General features: G+C 38.6%; 12 protein-coding genes and 1 pseudogene. 1 reads left to right on the forward strand and 12 read right to left on the reverse strand.

All coding sequences use genetic code 11. The features are described from left to right. Positions 1–6: 6 nt before the first annotated feature. From JKP34_RS15715 to JKP34_RS15750, 8 genes and pseudogenes are all read right to left on the reverse strand, one after another. Positions 7–1,227, reverse strand: a complete 1,221-nt coding sequence (locus JKP34_RS15715; protein ID WP_201923562.1) for a permease — start codon at positions 1,225–1,227, stop codon at positions 7–9. A gap of 53 nt (positions 1,228–1,280) precedes the next feature. Further along, positions 1,281–3,785, reverse strand: a complete 2,505-nt coding sequence (locus JKP34_RS15720; protein WP_201923564.1) for a heavy metal translocating P-type ATPase — start codon at positions 3,783–3,785, stop codon at positions 1,281–1,283. Between the two features lie 67 nt (positions 3,786–3,852). Then, positions 3,853–4,431, reverse strand: a complete 579-nt coding sequence (locus tag JKP34_RS15725; protein ID WP_201923565.1) for an AraC family transcriptional regulator — start codon at positions 4,429–4,431, stop codon at positions 3,853–3,855. Between the two features lie 49 nt (positions 4,432–4,480). After that, entirely contained in the window at positions 4,481–6,187 is a 1,707-nt protein-coding gene (locus JKP34_RS15730; protein ID WP_201923567.1) for an efflux RND transporter periplasmic adaptor subunit, read from the reverse strand. 12 nt (positions 6,188–6,199) lie between these two features. Further along, positions 6,200–7,477, reverse strand: a complete 1,278-nt coding sequence (locus JKP34_RS15735; protein ID WP_201923569.1) for a TolC family protein — start codon at positions 7,475–7,477, stop codon at positions 6,200–6,202. After that, positions 7,474–8,160 carry an acetolactate decarboxylase gene (locus JKP34_RS15740; RefSeq protein WP_201923571.1) on the reverse strand — a complete coding sequence of 229 codons (687 nt, stop codon included), beginning with the start codon at positions 8,158–8,160 and terminating at the stop codon, positions 7,474–7,476. The genes JKP34_RS15735 and JKP34_RS15740 overlap by 4 nt, the downstream gene beginning before the upstream one ends. 2 nt (positions 8,161–8,162) lie before the next feature. After that, a pseudogene (locus JKP34_RS15745) lies at positions 8,163–12,056 on the reverse strand (efflux RND transporter permease subunit). Positions 12,057–12,135: 79 nt separating this feature from the next. Next, on the reverse strand, positions 12,136–12,558 hold the full coding sequence (locus JKP34_RS15750) for an HYC_CC_PP family protein (protein ID WP_201923573.1): 423 nt from the start codon (positions 12,556–12,558) through the stop codon (positions 12,136–12,138). A gap of 130 nt (positions 12,559–12,688) precedes the next feature. On the opposite strand from JKP34_RS15750, the gene JKP34_RS15755 reads away from it, so the two are divergent. Beyond that, on the forward strand, positions 12,689–13,588 hold the full coding sequence (locus JKP34_RS15755) for a DUF72 domain-containing protein (RefSeq protein WP_201923575.1): 900 nt from the start codon (positions 12,689–12,691) through the stop codon (positions 13,586–13,588). On the opposite strand, the gene JKP34_RS15760 is transcribed toward JKP34_RS15755, so the two are convergent. The 4 genes from JKP34_RS15760 to ftsA all read right to left on the reverse strand — a co-directional run bounded on the left by JKP34_RS15760 (position 13,583) and on the right by ftsA (position 20,519). After that, positions 13,583–14,023: a peroxiredoxin gene (locus tag JKP34_RS15760; protein ID WP_201923577.1), complete on the reverse strand. Its 441-nt coding sequence runs from the start codon at positions 14,021–14,023 to the stop codon at positions 13,583–13,585. The two genes, JKP34_RS15755 and JKP34_RS15760, sit on opposite strands and share 6 nt — an antisense overlap. Before the next feature lie 297 nt (positions 14,024–14,320). Then, positions 14,321–17,449, reverse strand: a complete 3,129-nt coding sequence (locus tag JKP34_RS15765) for a T9SS type A sorting domain-containing protein (RefSeq protein ID WP_201923579.1) — start codon at positions 17,447–17,449, stop codon at positions 14,321–14,323. Positions 17,450–17,604: 155 nt separating this feature from the next. After that, complete coding sequence (gene ftsZ / locus JKP34_RS15770) at positions 17,605–19,176, reverse strand: cell division protein FtsZ (RefSeq protein ID WP_201923581.1); 1,572 nt, start codon at positions 19,174–19,176, stop codon at positions 17,605–17,607. 26 nt (positions 19,177–19,202) lie between these two features. Beyond that, positions 19,203–20,519 carry a cell division protein FtsA gene (gene ftsA, locus JKP34_RS15775; RefSeq protein ID WP_201923583.1) on the reverse strand — a complete coding sequence of 439 codons (1,317 nt, stop codon included), beginning with the start codon at positions 20,517–20,519 and terminating at the stop codon, positions 19,203–19,205. Between the last annotated feature and the right edge of the window lie 2 nt (positions 20,520–20,521).

A 20,521-nucleotide genomic window follows, 5' to 3' on the forward strand; every position in this document is an offset into this window, starting at 1 on the left:
ATCAATTTAAATGTAAAAATAATGAATAATAAGCCCACCTGCTATCCATGCATAAGCTATAAAAGCCAGATACTTTAAAGTGCTTTCAAGAGCGGGACTTTTGGGTGCCATCTCTTTATGGTGCATAACCTCCTTACCTTTTACAAAGCCAAAGTAAATCAATACACCTGATATAATGAGAAAAGCAATGTTCATAAAAAAGGTATAATCAATTTTAAAATGTTCCTGCCCAGCAATATTTACAGCTTTTGCCGCAGGTAATATATCAATTGCATCTAAACCATAATGCAATAGCAGCGAAGCTCCAATCAGAGATGTGAATAATAAGAATAGGATGAAGAATGACATCTTCCATCCATAGTACTTGGCATTAATCCTTAATACAGGAAAAACCACCAAATCACTAAAAATAAATGCCATTACACCTGCAAAACTAACTCCCTTACCAAATAAAAGAGCCGCTAAAGGGATGTTACCCATTGAACCAATGAATGTCAAAAAAGCTGCAACTGGCCCCACAACTATATGCTCTAGTAAAGTAAAAAAGCTGAAAGATGATTGACCTTCTGCCGTATTGATAAACAAAGTCTCAAAAAAACTATCAGGCACAAAGGCAGCTACAATACCAGCTATGGTAAACCCAACGGTGACATCCTTCCACACCATTTTCCACTCCATAAAGTATTGCTTACCTACTTTTGCCCATTCCTTTTCGGACTTTATTTTTTCTATAAAGCTCTTATCATCCGAATCACTTTCATCAGCCTTGCCTAGATTTTCTCTGGCTTGCTTAATGAGTTTTTGCGGCTTAATAAGCTTAATAAGCAACCAACTGCTCAAGATCAAAATAATACCACCCACGTATTCACCCACTACAAATTGCCATCCTAAGAATATAGAGATTACAATGCCCAGCTCAATAACCAAATTGGTTGATGCCAGCAAGAAGGCGATAGAAGAAACAAAACTGGCTCCCTTTTGAAATAATGACTTAGCCGAAGCCAATGCTGAAAAGGAACAAGAGCTACTAATAAACCCAAAAAAGGTTCCTAAAAAAACGGGCTTAGCTCCCTCGCCTCCCATCGTTTTTTGCATGCGTTCTTCGGTTACAAAAATTTGGATCATGCTACTAATAGCGTAGCCCAATATAAAAGCCCAAAGTGCCATCCAGAAAAAGCCTGCTGTGGTATTTGCAGCTTCACCCCATTTGGTTAAAAAATTATCCATAAAAGATATTCTGGTTAAAAAATTATATTTCTGATGTTGGTATTTGCTCCAATTTACAGCCTCACGCTTCTTAATCTTAAGGCATTTCCAATTACGCTGACAGAACTTAAGCTCATGGCTGCAGCCGCCAGCATTGGACTTAGCAAGATTCCGAAGAATGGGAAGAGTAATCCACCTGCAATTGGAATACCTATCGTATTATAAACAAGAGCAAAGAAAAGATTTTGTTTGATATTGCCCATCACGGCATCGCTTAGGTGAAAGGCTTTCACAATGCCGTCCAAGTCACCTTTTACCAGAGTAATGCCTGCACTTTGTATCGCTACATCAGTGCCAGTGCCCATGGCAATACCCACCTCACTTTGCGCCAAAGCCGGTGAATCGTTGATACCATCACCTGCCATAGCTACCTTTTTACCTGCTTCCTGCAATTTTTTGACCTCCTCTAGCTTATCTTCTGGTAACATGCCCGCTCTAAAGTCAGACAAACCTAAGTTTTTAGCCACCGCGGCTGCCGTATTTTCACTATCTCCTGTAAGCATTATGACATCAATGCCATGATGCTGCAAATCGGCAATGGCCTTTTTACTGTTCTGCTTGATAGCATCTCCAATCACTATATAGGCTACAATCTGACTGTCAACTGCAAGATAGCTTACTGTTTTACCAGATTTTTGTGCCTCCACTCCTTTTCCCCGTACCTCCTGGCTAATTTCAGCTTGAACATCTTGCATCATGCGCTCATTACCAAGTGCTACTTTTTTACCTTCTAGCATTCCAGAAACGCCCTTTCCACCATGTGCCTTAAAATCATTAACCTCCAAAAGATCGACCTTCAGCTCATGGGCAAAAGCTACTGTGGCTTCGGCTAATGGGTGTTCACTTCTTTGATTAAGTGAGGCGATATATTTTGTTGCCTTTTGTTCGCTATAATTTTCTTTAACCGACACCACACCCTCCACTGAGGGCTTACCTTCAGTTAGGGTACCGGTTTTATCGACCACCAGCACATCTATTTTATTGAGTGTTTCCAATGATTCGGCATCTTTGATTAATACACCTTGCTGCGCACCCTTGCCCACACCTACCATTACAGACATAGGAGTAGCGAGTCCTAAGGCACAAGGACAAGCAATAATTAACACTGCAATTGCATTGACAAAGGCGTAGACGAAACGAGGTTCAGGACCAAAAATCACCCAAAGAACAAAGGTAATAATGGAAACTAACACTACTATCGGCACAAAATAAGCTGAAATTTTATCTGCTAATTTCTGAATTGGCGCCCTACTTCTGCTGGCTTTATTCACCATTTCTATTATCTGAGACAGCAAGGTGTCTGCTCCTACCTTTTCAGCCTTCATGGTAAATGACTGATGACCATTAATAGTGCCTGCACTTAGTTTGTCCCCAACTTCTTTAGTCACGGGCAGTGGCTCACCAGTAATCATTGATTCGTCCACACTGCTTTCTCCCTCTTCCAAAACACCATCTACAGGAATTTTTTCTCCAGGCTTTACTCTAAGCAAATCCCCTTTAGCAATATCATTAATGGCAACAACTTCTTCTTTACCATTTTTGATTCGTACTGCCTTATTAGGGGCTAATTTAAGCAATTCTTTCACTGCGGAATTAGTCTTGTTGTGGGCTCTGGCTTCTAAAAGTTGCCCTAAAAGCACCAGGGTAAGGATTACCGTAGTGGCCTCGAAATAAACGTGTACTGTTCCTGTTTCAGTAGTAAACTGTGCCGGAAAAATTTGAGGAAAGAGCATACCTACTACACTAAATAACCAGGCTACACCTGCTCCTATACCAATAAGGGTAAACATATTTAGATTCCAGCTGATGATGGAACGATAGGCTCTTTCGAAGAACATCCAGGTAGCATAAAACACCACTGGCAGCGACAAGCCAAATTGAATCCAATTCCAATATTTCAAATCCAATATGTTGTATAAAGGATTGCTGGGTATCATTTCTGACATGGCTATCAAGAAGACAGGCAGAGTAAAGCCTACTGCCCAAAAGAATTTGTGAAGCAGGTTTTTATAGGTTGTATTTTCCTCTTTCAGCTCTGGCTCTTTGGGCACCAGGTCCATACCACATTTAGGACAGCTACCAGGACCTTGCTGTACCACCTCTGGATGCATGGGACAGGTATATTCTGTTTGAGAATTGGCACTGCTATTTGCCTCTTCCACTAGATCCATTCCGCAAACAGGGCAATCGCCAGGCTGGTTATACGTTTTATCGCCCTCGCAATGCATGGGACAATAATAGGTAGCACCTGGAGTAGGCTTTTTCTTTTTAATAGCAGGAAAAGGTACTAGCTCATCAGGCTCTTTACCAGGAATATGAATATCGTATCTATCATTATCACCCTGTACCACTTCATGCAGTTTGGAAATTGGAATTTCTTGTTCTGAACTAATTACAGCTTCCTTATTGTCAAGGTTTACGCTTACCTCTTCCACCTCGCTCAACTGAGCAATACTTTTCTCAACATGCTCTCTACAGCCGTTGCAGGTCATTCCAGAAACTTTATAAGTTTTTTCCATTGCTTCTTATTTTATAATAAAATTAAGCGACCCAATGTAGATGTATCTACACAATTTTAATTAAAAGCTATACAATTTTGTCAATGCCCCTTCGCCTGGTTACTTCTTGCCCTTTATAATCACTTAAACTCATGCCTACAAAGGATTTGAATTGTTTGGAGAAATGATTCACATGTGCATAATCCAATTGTTGGGCAATTTCAGTGAAGTTTAGGCGACCATATTGAATAAGTTCCTTAGCCTTTTCTACCTTAAGCAAAAGAAAATAACGCTCAATAGTAATTCCTTCGTGCTGCGAAAACAATTTGCTCAAATTAGGATAACTCACAGCAAATTGCCTGGCTAATAAGTTGGAGAGTTTATCGTCTAAGGTAAGTGGCAATTGATTGAGCAAGGATTGTAAAAAGATTTTCACTTGTTCCATCAGTACCTCTTGCGCATTCTTGATCAATTCAAATCCATGCGCTGCCAGGGTATTTTCAACTTCTTTCAAATCTAAGGAATTGCTATATCGTGCCATGCCAAGTTTCACCTCAACATCTTCTGCACCAAGTTGCTTTAAGCTACTTTCTACTGTAGCAATGCATCGATCACACACCATATTCTTGATTGTGATTTCGCCTTTATTTTCCTTTGCCTTTTTCATTATCCTTTTATGCGCTAGAATCTTAACGTCAATACTTTGATGGTTTCTCTTATAATTCAGCAGTTACCTCTCCGCATGTAAGCATAGAAGCTCCAAAATAGGGGTTTCTTATTTCACTCTCCGCACTCAACCAGTCGGCCCCCTTATTGTGATCGGCCATAGGGCAATGCTGTACATAAATCTTGTTATCACTCCATTGAAGTGTTTTCAAAAGGTCAATCATTTGATCAGAAAGTGTAATAAAAAAATGGCGAGCCCTTGTCATGTCCTTTGCCTTTGAAAGACTAAGTGCATCTCCTTCCAAAGGCTTCTTAAATTTCATCCAGACTTGATGGGCATCATGATCAAAGGCATGCATAGGCACCTGCTTGATATGCTTTTCCAGCGCAGCGGCATTCTTTTGGGCCATCTGAAAATCATCTTTCACAAGACTATTTTTCACCTCTAAATAAGCATTAAGAATAGCCGAGAGCTTATTTTTAGCTACTTCACTTAAGCTATAATGTTGAGGTTGCTCACGATTCATCATACTAGCTTTGCCTGCCAACTGCGCGGCAGCGTCAATACTAAAGGTTCCATTCACTGCAATTTCTTCACCTGCTTCCAAACCACTTTTGATGATATAGCTATCTCCCAAACTAGGTCCAAGCACTAACTCACGCATGCTAAAATTCACCCCTCGATCGGACGATTGCTTCACATAGGCTACGGATCGTTTACCTGTCCACATCACTGCCGACTTAGGTATCACTAATTGAGATTTCCCCTCCCTTAAAGAAGCTTCCAACTCACCAGTTACAAACATTTCAGGTTTCAATTGATGTGCTTTGTTCTGAACAACAACACGCGCTTTTGCTACTCTAGTGACCGGATCAATGATAGGGTCCACATAGCTGATCATTCCTGAAAAGCTTTCACCAGGAAGAGATTGCACCCTAAAGGTAATGTCCTCCCCTTCTTTTACCCATTGCATGTCTGACTCATAAATATCAAACAACACCCAGAGGCGCGATAAATCAGCTATGCGATAGATTATCTCTCCCTTTTTCAGATAATCCCCTTCATTCACCAACTTTTCGACAACATAGCCAGAAACTTCTGCTCTTACCGGAAAATTCTCAGTGGCAGTTCCTTTGGATACAATTTGGTCTATTTGCACATCAGTAAGTTTCCAACTTTTCAATTTGTTTCGCGCAGCCTTGAACAAGCCTGGCTGTGTCTCTTTTATTTTTTGAGCTTCGAAAAGTTCCTCTTGTGCGGTCACCAATTCTGGTGAATACACATAGGCAAGAATCTCACCTTTATGCACATGCTCTCCGGTGAAGTTTACCTTCAACTCTTCGATTCTTCCAGGTATATGGCTTGCTTGTGAGGCTAATGTGCGCTCATCTACTTGCACCTTACCATTTAGCCGGATGTGTTTTATGGGAATCATCGTACCTACAACATCGGTTCTTACATTGGCCAACTGCATTGCCGTTGCTGACATGTTTACCGCATCAGGATTCAGTTCATCCTGCTCGGCATCAGCTAGTGGAATTAATTCCATGCCGCAAATGGGGCAATCACCCGGCTCAGACTGCCTAATTTGAGGATGCATAGCACAGGTCCAAATAGTTTCCTTAGCCAGATCTGTTTCATGCTGCTGTTGATCGGTATTTTTATCAGTATTGCCTCCAAAAATCAACCAACCCAGAAATAATCCGACTAGTAAAGTCAGGATGAGCACGAATAGTGAATTCTTATTTATCTTCATCTCTGTAATTATTTAATTTGAAGCGGTGAGGTAATTCAATTCCGCCATTTTAATATGATATACCTTTAGGGCTGTAGCCATTTGTTTTTGATATTTAAGCAGTTTTTGTTGTACACGCAGCACTTCTTCAAAGTCCTGTCCTGCATTACCATAAGCTGATAACAATAGCGTCAGCATCTGCTTGCTTTCGGCTATTTGTCTATCGTATAAATTGATATAATCAACTTGCTGTTTTAATTCAAATAGAGCCAATTCATAGTTGCTGCTCAGTTGATTACGGTAATCCTTTTTTTGAAGGGTGTAGCTTTCTTGCATCAACTCGGCTTCTTTACGGGCAGCATGATACTTCCTTCGAAAAATGGGCAGGCTAATAGATACCATAGGCATCAGTGCATCCTTTCCATTGTTAGCTGGTGCTCCTGCATCTGTTCTTTTACCCACCAACATATAGTCTAGTCCAACACCTATTTTAGGCATTCCCTGCTTTTGGGCCACCAATGCTTTGGCCTTACTCGCTTTCACTTTGAATTCGAGGGATTCAAGCACAGGGTTTTCAATAAATAATGAATCCTTTGTTAAAGGGATGTTTATGAGATCGGCTTTCAATGTATCTGAGACAAGCACCTCAACATCTTCCTTTCTATTCAATAAGTTATTGAAAGCTACCTGCAAAGGATCTTCCTTTTTTTTAAGTATCTCCAAATTGGTTTGAGCATCCTGAAGCATAATATCTACCCTCAGCACATCTACCATGGTGCCGGCACCATTTTCAAATTTATGCTGCGCAATTGCTTTATAAGCTTCCAGCACCTCGATATTCTCTATTTCAATACTTTGCCATCTTCTCAGCTCATACAAAGGATAGTAGGCTGTCGCTACTTGCAAGCAAAGTTTACTTCTTACTTCCAGAAATGTTTGATATTGAGCATCAGCCATAAGTGCAGCTGCATTTCCCTGAGCCTTTAGGCTACCAAACCAGGGGAACATCTGAGTCAAAGAGAACTTAGCCTGTTGAGGACCTACTCTGGTTTCTATGGGAGATAAAAAGTAACCCATTGAGACTGTTGGATCGGGCAGGCGATTTTGTTGATTTACACTTTGCAATGCTGCTTCAAACTGCTTGTAGGCAGCCTGCAAACCAGGGTTATTTTCTGCTGCTATTTTTTGGTAATCCGATAAACTTTGTGCCTCTAAGCTATTAGAGGTTAGAAGGCAAAAGATAGAGGTCAAGTAGATTACAAAGCTAAAGCTTGAAATAAGCTGAAGTAAAATTGAAAAAATAGCTCTCATATTCTCGGAATTAACAGTTGAATATCATTTTCTCCCCAAGAAATATCCTCCACGTGTCCCATTTGAGTTTTACGTCCATTTAAAACATGCATGTGTAAATTACTGTCATGATGGGTGTAGACCCCTTTTGCATCTGTAGCATAAAAGCCAAGAATCGTCACAGCCTCATTTTTAATTTTACCGATATAAGCACCATTTTTGTGATGAGCCATATCACCATTTTGAGTATCAAAGTTGATTATATGATAGCTCACTTCAGGCTTCCCAATTAGTATAAATGGAAAAGGAGCTTCTATTCCTTTATCAAAAGCTTGCTTTGCAATAAGTTGCTCAATATCGGCTTCTGCTTGTACTGAAATTGTATCCCAATTATCCACTTTAGCATACACTAATAAAGTGGCTTCAGCAGATGGATTGATTTGAATGTAGGGCAGCGAATCCTGCACTGTAGCCTCAAAAACTTTTCCATCCATCATCATGATTTCACCAGAAAGTGAATCAGAAGCACCCAAACCATATAATCCTTCCGTTGCAAGCGTATCAAGCTTCACTCTGGCTTGATACTTCCCCTGATGCATGATTTCCCGTAGGGCACCAATACTTTTAACTGATATTGCCTGCCCATTTTCCTGACTGGTGCATCCAGTCAGTATCAATATTGATAGCGTAATGATATATCTCATCTTTAATCCTGTTTTCTTTTTTGTTGAAATTCTTCTCTCATACAATACAGTACCGGCACAATAAAATAGGTAATAGCTGCTACCAACATGCCCCCAAAGGCAGGTATAGCCATGGGAATCATGATATCCGAACCCTTACCGGAGGAAGTTAAGACCGGCAGTAGCGCAATAATAGTAGTAGCTGAAGTCATAGCAGCAGGTCTTATTCTTCTGGCACCTGCTTCTACTACAGCAGCTCTAATATTCTGAATGTTATTTGTTGCGTTTCTTTTGAAGCTTTGGTCGAGATAAGTTCCTATTAAAACACCATCATCAGTAGCAATTCCAAAAAGTGCGATAAAACCAACCCAAACAGCTACGCTTAAATTGATGGTTCTTATCTGAAAAAGATCTCTGAAATCTATTCCCAGCAGGGAGAAGTTTAAAAACCACTCCTGATTGTAAAACCAAATCATTATAAAGCCTCCGGTAAAAGCCATTGCTATACCAGTGAAAATCATAAGTGATGTACTTACTGATTTAAACTGGAAGTAGAGGATGAGAAAAACTATGATTAAAACGACCGGAACAATTAGTGAAAGTCTTTTTTCAGCCCTCACCTGGTTCTCATAGCTGCCTGAAAATTTGTAGCTCACGCCTGAAGGAACTATTAATTCTCCTCTGGCTATCTGTCCTTCGATAGCAGTTTGAGCCTCATTGACAACGCTTACCTCTGAATAACCGTCATTTTTATCGAAGAGTACATATCCCACTAAAAATGTCTCCTCACTTTTGATAGCCTGAGGCCCTTTTACGTAATCCAAATCAACCAATTGCCCCAACGGAATCTGAGCGCCTAAAGGAGTTGGTACCAAAACTTTCACTAAACTTTCAGGGTCATTTCTAAGCTCACGAGGATAACGAACCCTTACAGGGTAGCGCTCACGACCTTCAACTGTGGTGGTGAGTTTCATACCTCCAATAGCTGTTTCTATAACCTGCTGAACATCTTCAATACTCAAACCATAACGAGCAATTTCCTGTCGATTAATATTGAGATGTAAATAAGGTTTACCAACAATTCTATCGGCAAATACTGTCTCTTTCTTAACAGAAGGTATTTGCTTTAGTCTTTCTTCCAGTTGTACGCCAAAATCTTGTATAGTCTTAAGATCAGGCCCATAAACCTTTATTCCCATCGGTGCGCGCATGCCGGTTTGTAACATCACCAGCCTTGTTTCAATAGGCTGCAATTTAGGAGCCGAGGTAACACCAGGAATCTTAGTGACTTTTACAATTTCATTCCATATATCATCAGGTGATTGTATTTGCTGACGCCAGTTTCTGTAATATTGCCCGTTTCTAGCGGGTATAAGTTGCTGTTCTAAAGCTGATAAAAGTTGGAAATCGGCAGTTATTTCAAGCGTATCTTCCCCATTAAAGTACCATGATTTATTTTGGTCTAACTTCCTACTTCCATCCCTCTCCTTCTTACTTTCCTCCAAAAAATAATTCCCCTCTTCATCAACCTCAAATCTTTGCTTATGCCCTTTTGCATCCAGCTTATACTCAGGTTTGTAGTTGATTACATTTTCAAACATAGAAATAGGTGCAGGATCCAAAGCCGATTCAACCCTACCTATTTTACCAACGGTGAGCTCTACTTCCGGAATATTACTTACCATCATATCAAGCTGACCCAATACTTCACGGTTGTATTGCAAACCTGAGTGCGGCATAGAAGTTGGCATCAATAAAAAGCTACCTTCATTAAGGCTGGGCATAAATTCTTCTCCTACTCCCGGAAAAGAATCACTAAGCCCCGACCACAAACTTGTTTTTCGGATTTCAATATTCACACTATCAAAACCCTTAGCTATAAATCCAAAAACCGTATTGAAGCCAAGCCAAATATTTAAAGCTATTAGAATTAAAAGTGCTGGAATCAAAAGAAAAGCCGCTTTGTGAGCCAGACACCAGCCTAAAATAGTTTTATAGTAATATTGTAACAGGCTAAAAGCTCCTAAAATAAGTCCTACAAGAATTGCTGTAAACGTTATGTTACTCAATAGGCTATTTCCTGCACCCAGTGGAAGCCAATAGTTCGCCAGCAGCCATAAAACTCCTACAGTCGCTATTAGTAATTCCGCATGATTATAGCACCATACATACCACTTATTACCTTGAAGTACACTTTTGTAGAGTTGCTTTGAGAATCCTATTATTCCAAATAGCAGCAGCATGATTCCAGCCCAAAAGAAATGATAGTATAAGGAGATAATTCCTAAGACAACAAGTGCAGTATGAAATACCCTTTTTGTTCCCTTATTGCTGCGAGAAGTGTTAAATCCAAAAAACCAATAGGCTAAGGTTGGCAAAATTAGTAAGGTGACTATCAGAGCCGCAACAAGTGCGAAGGTTTTAGTGAATGCCAATGGTCCGAATAGTTTACCTTCGGCTGCCTGCATGGTAAATACAGGAATAAAGCTAACAATAGTAGTGGCGACAGCTGTTAGAATTGCGGTAGCTACTTCAGTTGATCCCTTGTAAACCGTAGTTAGTAAAGGCTGATCCTCTGGCGATTCTTCTAAATGCTTAATGATATTTTCCGAGAGAATAATACCAAGATCAACCATAGTACCTATGGCAATGGCTATTCCTGATAAAGCTACAATATTGGCATCAACCCCAAAATAACGCATGGCAATAAAGACCATCAGCACAGCAATAGGTAAGATGCTGGATATCAATAAAGAGGCTCTCAAGTTGTAGACCATTACAATCACAACCAAAATTGAAATAAGAATTTCCAGCGAGAGGGCTTCTTCCAGTGTTCCTAATGTCTCATAAATTAGTTCAGAACGATCATAAAAAGGAACAATAGTTAACTGACTTTCTCTACCATCGGCTAAGGTCTTTTTAGGTAAGCCCGAAGCAATCTCTTTTATTTTGGCCTTTACATTATTAATTACCTTCAGAGGATTGGCTCCGTATCTGGCAACCACCACACCACCTACCACTTCAGCACCATCTTTATCCAATACACCTCTTCTGCTGGCAGGGCCCAAACTTACACGAGCAACATCCTTTATCCTGATTGGCGTATTATTGGCCACAGTAACAACAGCCTGCTCCAAATCTTCTAAAGACTTAACATATCCAAGCCCACGCACCAGGTACTCAGCTTGATTGAGTTCAATGGTTTTAGCACCTGCATCCTTATTGGCATCTTTCACCGCATTCATCACTTTATGCAAAGGAATGTTGTAAGCCTGCAGGGCATCAGGGTTTACGTCAATTTGGTATTCTTGCACAAATCCTCCAATGGAAGCAACTTCTGAAACACCCTCAGTAGCATTTAAGCCATACTTCACATAAAAATCCTGAACTGATCTTATTTCATGCAAATCCCAACCATCTGTAGGATTGCCATCTTTATCTCTCCCCTCAAGGGTGTACCAATAAACCTGACCTAATGCTGTAGCATCCGGACCTAGCGTTGGTTGCACGCCATCGGGAAGCAATCCTGATGGGATTGAATTTAGCTTTTCCAGTATTCTTGACCTGCTCCATTAGAACTCCGTTTCTTCATCAAAAATGATGTAGATACTTGAAAACCCGAAAATAGATGAACTTCTAATGGATTTCACACCAGGTATTCCTAGCAGATAGGTGGTAAGCGGATAGGAAATTTGATCTTCAATATCTTGAGGCGACCTGCCAGACCATTGTGTAAAAACAATTTGCTGATTCTCACCAATATCAGGAATGGCATCAACAGGCACAGGGTCTGAAGGTAAAACCTCAAACTTCCAATTGAAGGGAGCCACAATAACTCCCCAAAGTATAAATCCAATAAGTATGAGAACAGTAACTAGCCTATTCTCAAGAAAATATTTTATAATTTTATTAAGCATGATAATATCTCATAATCAATTAAGTGTAGGGAAACACCAAAAGCCATGTAAAATGGCCTTTATAAAATTGATTAGGATATCATATAAGAAATTGCTGATACCTCACATGGAGGGAATCAGTGGGTAAAGGAGGCGGGTCGGGTGAAACCTCAACAACTGCACTTCCTGAAGATTCAAATGGATTGGTAAATAGATACTGAACAAGCACATAAAAAACAGTAACAAATTGGCTACCCTTTTTTATAATGCCGTAGTTTTCAGAGGTTGGTTTATTTTTATCTGAAGTATCCAGGTTTTGCTTTTCTGTTTTACAGCAACCTTCTTTTTCAGTTTCATGATGACACATCCCCTCTGTTTGATGTGCTTTACAATGTTTTTCAATCTTTGTTAAAGAAAGTTCTTTGAGAGATGAACCACAAAAATGTTGATAAACAACGGCTCCTAGACTTGTTGATAGCATCAACAGGGAGAAAACAAGTGCCGTTATGGTTCTAAAATTCATCACGAAGGTATTCTTACGCTCCCAAATGTAAAAAGTTACAATGAAACAAGAAAATTTAATAAACATTAGATAAATCAAACCCGTTGAATTCTACTAATTTAATTTACGGAAAACTCTTAATCCTTTTATAATGAAATTTGGTAGCGCGGATAATCCTGAAGAAATTGATTTTACTTTACCTAAAGACCATCCTGATACAAAAAGGGTATTGAGTGAAAATACGGCAGGTTTGAAGGAGGTTTTTGTAGGTTGCGCAAAATGGAATAAGGCAGATTTGAAAGGCTTTTATCCCAGAGGAACCAAAGATGAACTGAGTTATTATTCACAGCAGTTCAATTCCATTGAGCTAAATGCTACATTTTATAATTTCGATGCTGATCAAATAAAGGTCTGGAAAGATAAAACTCCTGATGATTTTAAGTTCTTCCCAAAAGTACCTCGCTATTTAAGTCACTTGAAAAGGTTAAAAGATTATGGTTCATACCTTGATGATTACCTGGCTGCTATTAGTGGATTTGATTCAAAGTTTGGAATGGCCTTCTTGCAAATGATAGACAACTATGGGCCAAAAGATGAGAATATCAGAAGACTGGAAAAATTTCTAAACGACTGGCCAGCAGATTTACCTCTCGCTGTAGAATTAAGGCATACAGATTGGTTTAATGATACAGACATTGCTGAAAACCTTTACCAATTACTTGAATCAAAGAATAAAGCAAATATCATAGTTGATTCTGCAGGCAGAAGGGATATTATGCACATGAGACTCACCAATACTACTGCCTTTGTGAGGTATGTAGGTGCCAACCATTCTTCAGATTATACACGATTAGATGATTGGATTAAGCGCATAAAGGAATGGAAACAGCAGGGCTTAGAAAATTTGTATTTCTTTATTCACCAAAATATCGAAAAAGAATCACCTCTATTAGCCGTGAAATTTATTGAAAAGCTAAACAAGGAAATAGGTACCAATATCAAAATACCTGATCATCCCGGAAATAATAGTCAAGGAAAATTAGACTTATAATTTTTGCAGCATAGCTTCAACATGCCTGCCCGCAGCGAACATGTTCTCGAAAACTCCTTTTATTTTATGCTCTTTGTCAAGGAGATAAGTAACTCTCCTATTCATTCCTATTACAGGAATTGTTGCTTTGTATTGCTTTGCCACTTTACCATTTTTATCAGTTAAAAGATCAAAAGGTAAATTATGTTGCTTGATAAACTTGTGATGAGACTCAATTGAATCCTGACTTATCCCTAGTACTTTAACATCGAGGTTACGAAATTCTGCAAAAGCATCTCTGAATTCACAAACTTCCTTTGTACAACCTGGAGTAAAGTCTTTCGGGTAAAAGAACAATATAATCGGCTCTCCTAAATAATCTTTTAAATTAAAATCGCTTCCTGATGTTGACGGAAGACTGAAAACAGGTGCTTTTTGATTCTCTTGTAATGGCATAGATTAAAATTATTGAGTATTAAACTATTCTTGCTTTTAATGGTTTAATAAATGTCGTTACATATAACGGCAAGTTTTCATGTTCAATTAGGTTAATAGCGCTATCCATTTGCATGGGTAGCGCTTATTTTTTTCCTATCTCACCCGACTCTTAAAAACTTTATTTTAAAGGATTTTCTTAAGTAAACATTAAAAAATTCACTAGTAGTTTTACAAGAATTGAGTCATTAACATTTTCAGCTGATAGTAGTCAAATGGCTACATATAAGCTCACCAATAGTTGCTAAAATCTTTAGATTATTGCTTTATGAATCTGATTATTTCGGTAAAGTCATTGGATTTGGCTTCCAATAAGTAAATCCCTTTACTCAAAGTATTAATAGAAATATAAATTTCATTATTGAGTAACTCAAAAGAGTAGTTGTTTTCATTAATAAGCTGTCCGTCTACTGTATAGAGTGTAAGCTGTATATTTTTCAAATCCTGATTTACAATACTGCTTCTCAAATTGATAAAGTCATTAGCAGGGTTTGGATAAAGCTCCAGCTTGTTATTCATGTTTTGTCCACCAACCGAAACAACAGGTGAATACTCAAAATCGCCATCAAAATCAACTTGTTTTAAACGGTAGTAAGTTTTAGCTTCTAATGTTTCTACATCCTTGAAACTATATGAGGTATTTACTTTAGAGTTTCCTGCCCCACTTACTTTACCTATTGTATCAAATGTAATTCCATCTTCACTCCTCTCAATCTGAAAATAATCATTATCTTTTTCACTTGCTGTCTCCCACTCTAATAGCACATAGTCATTTTCTTTGATTGCATCAAAATATAGTAATTCAACAGGTAGAGGGTTATTGACATCAGTACCAGTGAAGCTAGAGAATGAACTTAAACCTGAAACAGAGATGCTGTTAGATGAGACAACTGGCGAAACAGAGGAATAAGTATTCCAGCCACTTCCATCATTTTTTGCTAAGCGTAAATCTGATTCAGCTGCTACGGTTCCTGATAAAGCTTCATCATAAAGAAATTCAATCTCGTAAGAGTACCCGCTTCCTCCCAATGCACTTATATCAAAGTAGCAATTCATATATTTAGCTGATGCAGGATAAATATTTGGTGGATTATTGCCAGAGTAATACTTCATATAATTTAGAGTGGGCAAAGTACCCGAACCACCCCAGGTAATTCGTGCTATTGTTCTATTGCCTACTGTAAAAGTTTCTGTCCCCCCTAAAGTATGACTTCCCGTAACCACTGCATCATTTGGAGTAGCCGAAGGATTAATCTCATAGGCACCGATATCTGGTGCACCATTAGCTAAGGTTGTACTTCTACTGGAGCCAGTAAAGTCATCTGTTACTGTGCTGATTTGAACTCCTGTTCCATTTACATACCAGCTATTAGGATTACTTTCATCGGGCTGTAAATTCGTAATTGAGCTGAATCCAGGATCTGCTGAAATGTCGCTACTATTATTTGTACTAAGCCCTTTCCAATTAGACAAAGTTGCATAATCTGTAGATCCTACTCTTCCTATTCGATTAGTACCGTTTCCTGTGGCATTTACGTAAATATTATTATAATTCTCGGCTTCTAACTGACTTGCATTTGTACTTAAAACAATTCCATAACTACCTCTTCCAGTACTTGCTGTGAGCCCTAAATTATTTACCAGATTATTATTTCTAATATCGGCCGAGCTATTTGCGGCAATATAGATACATGATGAAATAGCATTAGTTCTGTTAACAGTATTACCATCAAGATAAATTGAATTATTGTAAATATCTATTCCAGATTGCGTACCTGTAAGTAAAATACCTGTAGGATTGTATAATGGAAAAGAAGAAATGTCATCTCCATCCCCATCAATTTGATAAATGAGATTATTGGAAACTTCTAAGCTAGCGTTTGTACCAGCTGAGGTAATCCTTATTCCAATACCAGTGTATCCAGCACTCCCAGTATAACTCAAATCATGAATCTCATTTTTCTCAATTAGACTATTTCTAACTGCAGATGCCACATATATGCCATAATCTCTTTCATTATCAGTACCATCAAAATTACCTATGTTATTTCCTGATATAAGTAGATCATCTATTGCCTCCACATAAATTCCCATATTATCCAAAGCATCTGCGCCTGCTTGATTCATATTATTGTTGGTAATTGAAACCCTACTACCATTAAGACTACCAGCAGATCCACCATCAAAATAAATTCCATAATCACCATTTCTGAAAGTATTATTATCGATTGATATATTATCGAACCCGCCATTGTTAGAAGTAAAACTTTCTTGAATAGCTAATAGTCCAATTGATGAACCACTTGCAGCATTTGCGACCTCAATTGTACAATTTGAGATATTTATATTCTCATTAAAACTACCACTAGCCGAAGCAATAAAAACTCCTATCGGTTGAGCTGTATTATTATTAATCACCTCTAGTGATTCTAGCGTTACATTATCTGCTCTACTTAAAGTTAAAAGTCCTTTATAAGCACCATCATATAGCGTATTTCCAGATAAAGCTCCTTCAATAATTGGGGTTACGCCAGTTTGAGGCTCTATTGTTAAGCTAAAAGAGTTGGAAGATGGGCTTGGAGGATTGTTATTAAAGTTATCAATTTGAATCGGAAAAGCCTCGTTGGCATCATAAGTCTCATCCGTTAATAAAAAGCGTGTGTCTCCTGAAACACCGAAAGAATTTAAGAAATAGGTGGCATCTGTTAAAGTAGGGAAAAAGGCAGACGCATCGCTTCCTACCAAGTAATCTCCCGAAAGTGAACTAGGCACAGGACCTAATGATAAAATTATATTATCAATAGCAGCAGGCACCCCGTTAGTCGTATTATTATCATTTGTCCAAGTAAAAACCAACTGGAGATCCGTTCTGCCTTCAATAGAGGTAGGTAAAGTTTCATTATATGTTGTAAATGTACTTTGGCCTGAGAATTCGTTTCCTGAGTTTAATGGAATTACAGTTCCAGAATGCGCAGCAATTGCGGACTCAGTAGGGTTTCCTAATGAGCGATCTACCAGATAAACCTTCATGTAATCATAGCCTACCTCTCCAACACATTTCCATGTAAAAGATAATTCAATATTATATGTTGCACTTGAAGGAAAATCAACATTTTTTTGTAGATAAGCTTCATCTGCCACAGTTTCATTATATCCATAAGTACTTTCATCGTCACTTATATAAATGGCTTTATTCCCTTGAAAAACTCCTGAAGCATCTGTTCCTCTAGCGAAATTGTTGTCTGTAGTCTCAAAACCGAACCAACCGCCAGCACCAGCCTGACCTTCCCAGTTTTGTAAATGAATAATTGATTGTGCATCCGCATTAGAAATCAGAAGAAAAAAGATTGGAAGAAGAAATAATATATACTTATGGAGATATTTCATATTATACAAACAAAAAATATAGTAGTAATTGTTTGTATTATATTTAGAAAAATTGAATATAAAAGTGAAAACTAGATTTTTCGATTAACACAAATAAAAAAAGCACCAACCTTATGGCTGGTGCTTTTGTAACACCTGTTATTGATATATATATGCTAATCTACATTATCATGTAGAAATTTATTGTTTCCCAGAATTTGATTATCGTCATTCAGGTTGAACTTAGAGATATTCTTTTCAGCTGAATGAGGCACATCATTTAACTTAACCTGCTTACGCTTATAGGCTGGAACTTCCATTTGCCTATAAGATTCTGGCGTATTGGTATGACCTCCATTTAACTGCTTAAGCTTTTCAATACGCTCCATTGAACGTCTTTTCAGCTCTTGCTGTCTAAGCGCTTCATCTCTTTCATCATCTTCTTGACGCTGCTTATTCACAATTTCATAATCATTCTCTAGATCCTTTGTGAAGTCATCTTCTTCATAATCAAAGGCGTGTTCATCAATCTCTTCTTCAGGCTGAGATGATGGAACCGGACGACCGAAAGCATAACCTCTTTCTTCATCTGCCTTTGGCTGCTGCTGAGGCTTAGGTTGCTGAAATTCTGTTCTTGGCTTCATCTCAGGTTCTCTGGGACTTTGAGTTGGATTATCCGCCTCGAACAAAGAAATCTGCTTAGGTTCTTCATCTAAATTGAAAACACGCTTTGATTCTTTCTGAGATTGTGGCAAAGCATCTTCTTTATAACCTTGTTGGTCAAAGCCTGTAGCAATTACAGTAACAGATAAGGCATCACCAAGACTCTCATCCACACCATGACCGAATATCACTTCCGCTTCATCACCAGCTTTTTCCTGAATGTAGTCGGTAATTTCTGTCAACTCATCCATTTGAAGTTCAGCCTTTTCACCAGAAATGATAGAAAGAAGAATTTTCTCAGCTCCTAGAATATCTGTATTATTCAATAACGGAGAGTTTAATGCCTCTTCAGCTGCTCTTAATGCTCTACCATCACCTTCAGTTCTGGCAGAACCCATAACCGCGGCACCCGCATTATGCATAACTGTTTTAACATCTTCAAAATCCACGTTTACATAACCTGGAACAGTGATGATTTCTGCTATACCTTTTGCACCAGTTGTTAATACGTTATCGGCTTTAGCAAAGGCATTACCAATAGTTAGGTTACCGTATATCTCTCTGAGTTTATCATTGAGGATGACCAATACGGTATCACAACTTTCTTTTAATTCTCTTATACCTTCTTCCGCCTGTTTAGCCTTCTTTTTACCCTCAAAAGCAAATGGAGAAGTGACAATCCCTACTGTAAGAATGTCCATTTCCTTAGCTATTTTAGCAATAACAGGGGCCGCTCCGGTACCAGTACCACCGCCCATACCCGCAGTTACAAAAAGCATTTTTGTATCAGTACCGAGTAATTCACGAATGTCCTCCTTGCTTTCCATAGCCGCTTCCTTCCCTTTAATAGGGTTAGCTCCAGCTCCCAGTCCGCTAGTTAGGTTTACACCTATTTGCAGCTTATTAGGAATAGGGCTTGATTTAAGCGCCTGGGCATCGGTATTGCAAATGATGAATTCAACATCTTTAATACCTTGGTTAAACATGTGGTTTACTGCGTTGCTACCTCCGCCACCAACACCAATTACTTTTATAATTGATTTGTGGTGCTTTGGTATCTCAAATTTGTATCCTTCTGTAGTCATCTTTCTAGGATTTAATTCTTTCTATATTAAAAGTCATCGTTATCATCGAAATCATCGATTAACAGACTTTTTGTTTTATTAATAATCTTGCTGAAGAAGTCTCCTTCTCTTTTTCCAGGTTTTTGCCTCTCGTTATTGAACACGTTTTGGTTTTTGGCTTTTACTTCCTGATACCTGTTTTCTCGTTCATCTAATGAACGGTAACCTACTAATACAAGCCCTACTGCAGTTGCAAACATTGGACTTTTTACCTGCTCTAGCTTACTCTTACCTAAGTGCTCGTTAGGGTAACCAATTCTGGCGTCCATACCACTTTGGTATTCTACTAATTGCCTAACACTGTGCAATTGAGAACCACCACCGGTAATTACAATACCACCAGCAAGTTTTCCATCATATCCAGAGTTTAAAATCTCTGCATGAGCCAGATCAATAATTTCTTCCATTCTGGCCTCAACAATATGAGCCAGATTTTTCACTGAAATTTCCTTTGGTGGTCTGTTTCTTAAACCTGGAATAGAAACTATTTCGTTTTCATTAGCTTCCAGCGCTATAGCTTTACCAAATTTAGTTTTAAGCAATTCAGCTTGCTGTTGCATTACCATACATCCTTCTTTAATATCAGAAGTGATGATGTTACCTCCGAAAGGTATAACTCCTGTATGGCGTATAATATTTTCATGGAAGATGGCAATATCTGTAGTACCTCCACCTATGTCAATTAAGCATACACCAGCTTCTTTTTCTTCGTCAGATAAAACCGCCAAGCTAGAAGCTAGTGGCTCCAATATCATATTTTCAATATCTAAGCCGGCACGTTTAACGCACTTTTGGATATTGTTAATTGAGTTAATGTCAGCAGTAATAACATGAAAATCAGCTTCCAAACGCACACCTGTCATACCAACAGGGTCTTTAATACCATCATCGTAATCAACAGTATACACTTGAGGCATTACATGGATAATTTGGTTACCGGCAGGTATAACCATTCTATGCATGTCGTTAGTCAGGCGGTTTACATCCTCCACGGTAATTTCCTCATCTCTATCCTGTCTGGTAATGCTTCCTCTATGAATTGAACTTCTGATATGCTGACCAGCTATACCAACATTCACCACTTTAATATCTATTCCAGAAATTTCTTCGGCCTCTTCAACTGCCTTTTTAATGGCTACGATTGTTTTCTCGATATTGATGACTTTACCCTTAACAACACCATCAGATACGGACTTACCCATACCCAATACATCGAGTTTACCGTATTCATTCTTACGGCCCACCATCACACATATTTTGGTGGTTCCAATGTCTAGTCCAACTACTATTTTATCGTTTTGCATGT

This window comes from Marivirga atlantica, assembly GCF_016734805.1.
Taxonomy (GTDB): Bacteria; Bacteroidota; Bacteroidia; order Cytophagales; family Cyclobacteriaceae; genus Marivirga; species Marivirga atlantica.

What these genes read in the sequence shown, in the direction of transcription:
- JKP34_RS15725 (WP_201923565.1), bottom strand. Translation starts at nt 4,431, where the DNA reads ATGAAAAAGGCAAAGGAAAATAAAGGCGAAATCACAATCAAGAATATG.
- JKP34_RS15750 (WP_201923573.1), bottom strand. Translation starts at nt 12,558, where the DNA reads ATGAATTTTAGAACCATAACGGCACTTGTTTTCTCCCTGTTGATGCTA.
- JKP34_RS15755 (WP_201923575.1), top strand. Translation starts at nt 12,689, where the DNA reads ATGAAATTTGGTAGCGCGGATAATCCTGAAGAAATTGATTTTACTTTA.
- ftsA (WP_201923583.1), bottom strand. Translation starts at nt 20,519, where the DNA reads ATGCAAAACGATAAAATAGTAGTTGGACTAGACATTGGAACCACCAAA.
- ftsZ (WP_201923581.1), bottom strand. Translation starts at nt 19,176, where the DNA reads ATGACTACAGAAGGATACAAATTTGAGATACCAAAGCACCACAAATCA.
- JKP34_RS15740 (WP_201923571.1), bottom strand. Translation starts at nt 8,160, where the DNA reads ATGAGATATATCATTACGCTATCAATATTGATACTGACTGGATGCACC.
- JKP34_RS15715 (WP_201923562.1), bottom strand. Translation starts at nt 1,227, where the DNA reads ATGGATAATTTTTTAACCAAATGGGGTGAAGCTGCAAATACCACAGCA.
- JKP34_RS15730 (WP_201923567.1), bottom strand. Translation starts at nt 6,187, where the DNA reads ATGAAGATAAATAAGAATTCACTATTCGTGCTCATCCTGACTTTACTA.
- JKP34_RS15760 (WP_201923577.1), bottom strand. Translation starts at nt 14,023, where the DNA reads ATGCCATTACAAGAGAATCAAAAAGCACCTGTTTTCAGTCTTCCGTCA.
- JKP34_RS15720 (WP_201923564.1), bottom strand. Translation starts at nt 3,785, where the DNA reads ATGGAAAAAACTTATAAAGTTTCTGGAATGACCTGCAACGGCTGTAGA.
- JKP34_RS15765 (WP_201923579.1), bottom strand. Translation starts at nt 17,449, where the DNA reads ATGAAATATCTCCATAAGTATATATTATTTCTTCTTCCAATCTTTTTT.
- JKP34_RS15735 (WP_201923569.1), bottom strand. Translation starts at nt 7,477, where the DNA reads ATGAGAGCTATTTTTTCAATTTTACTTCAGCTTATTTCAAGCTTTAGC.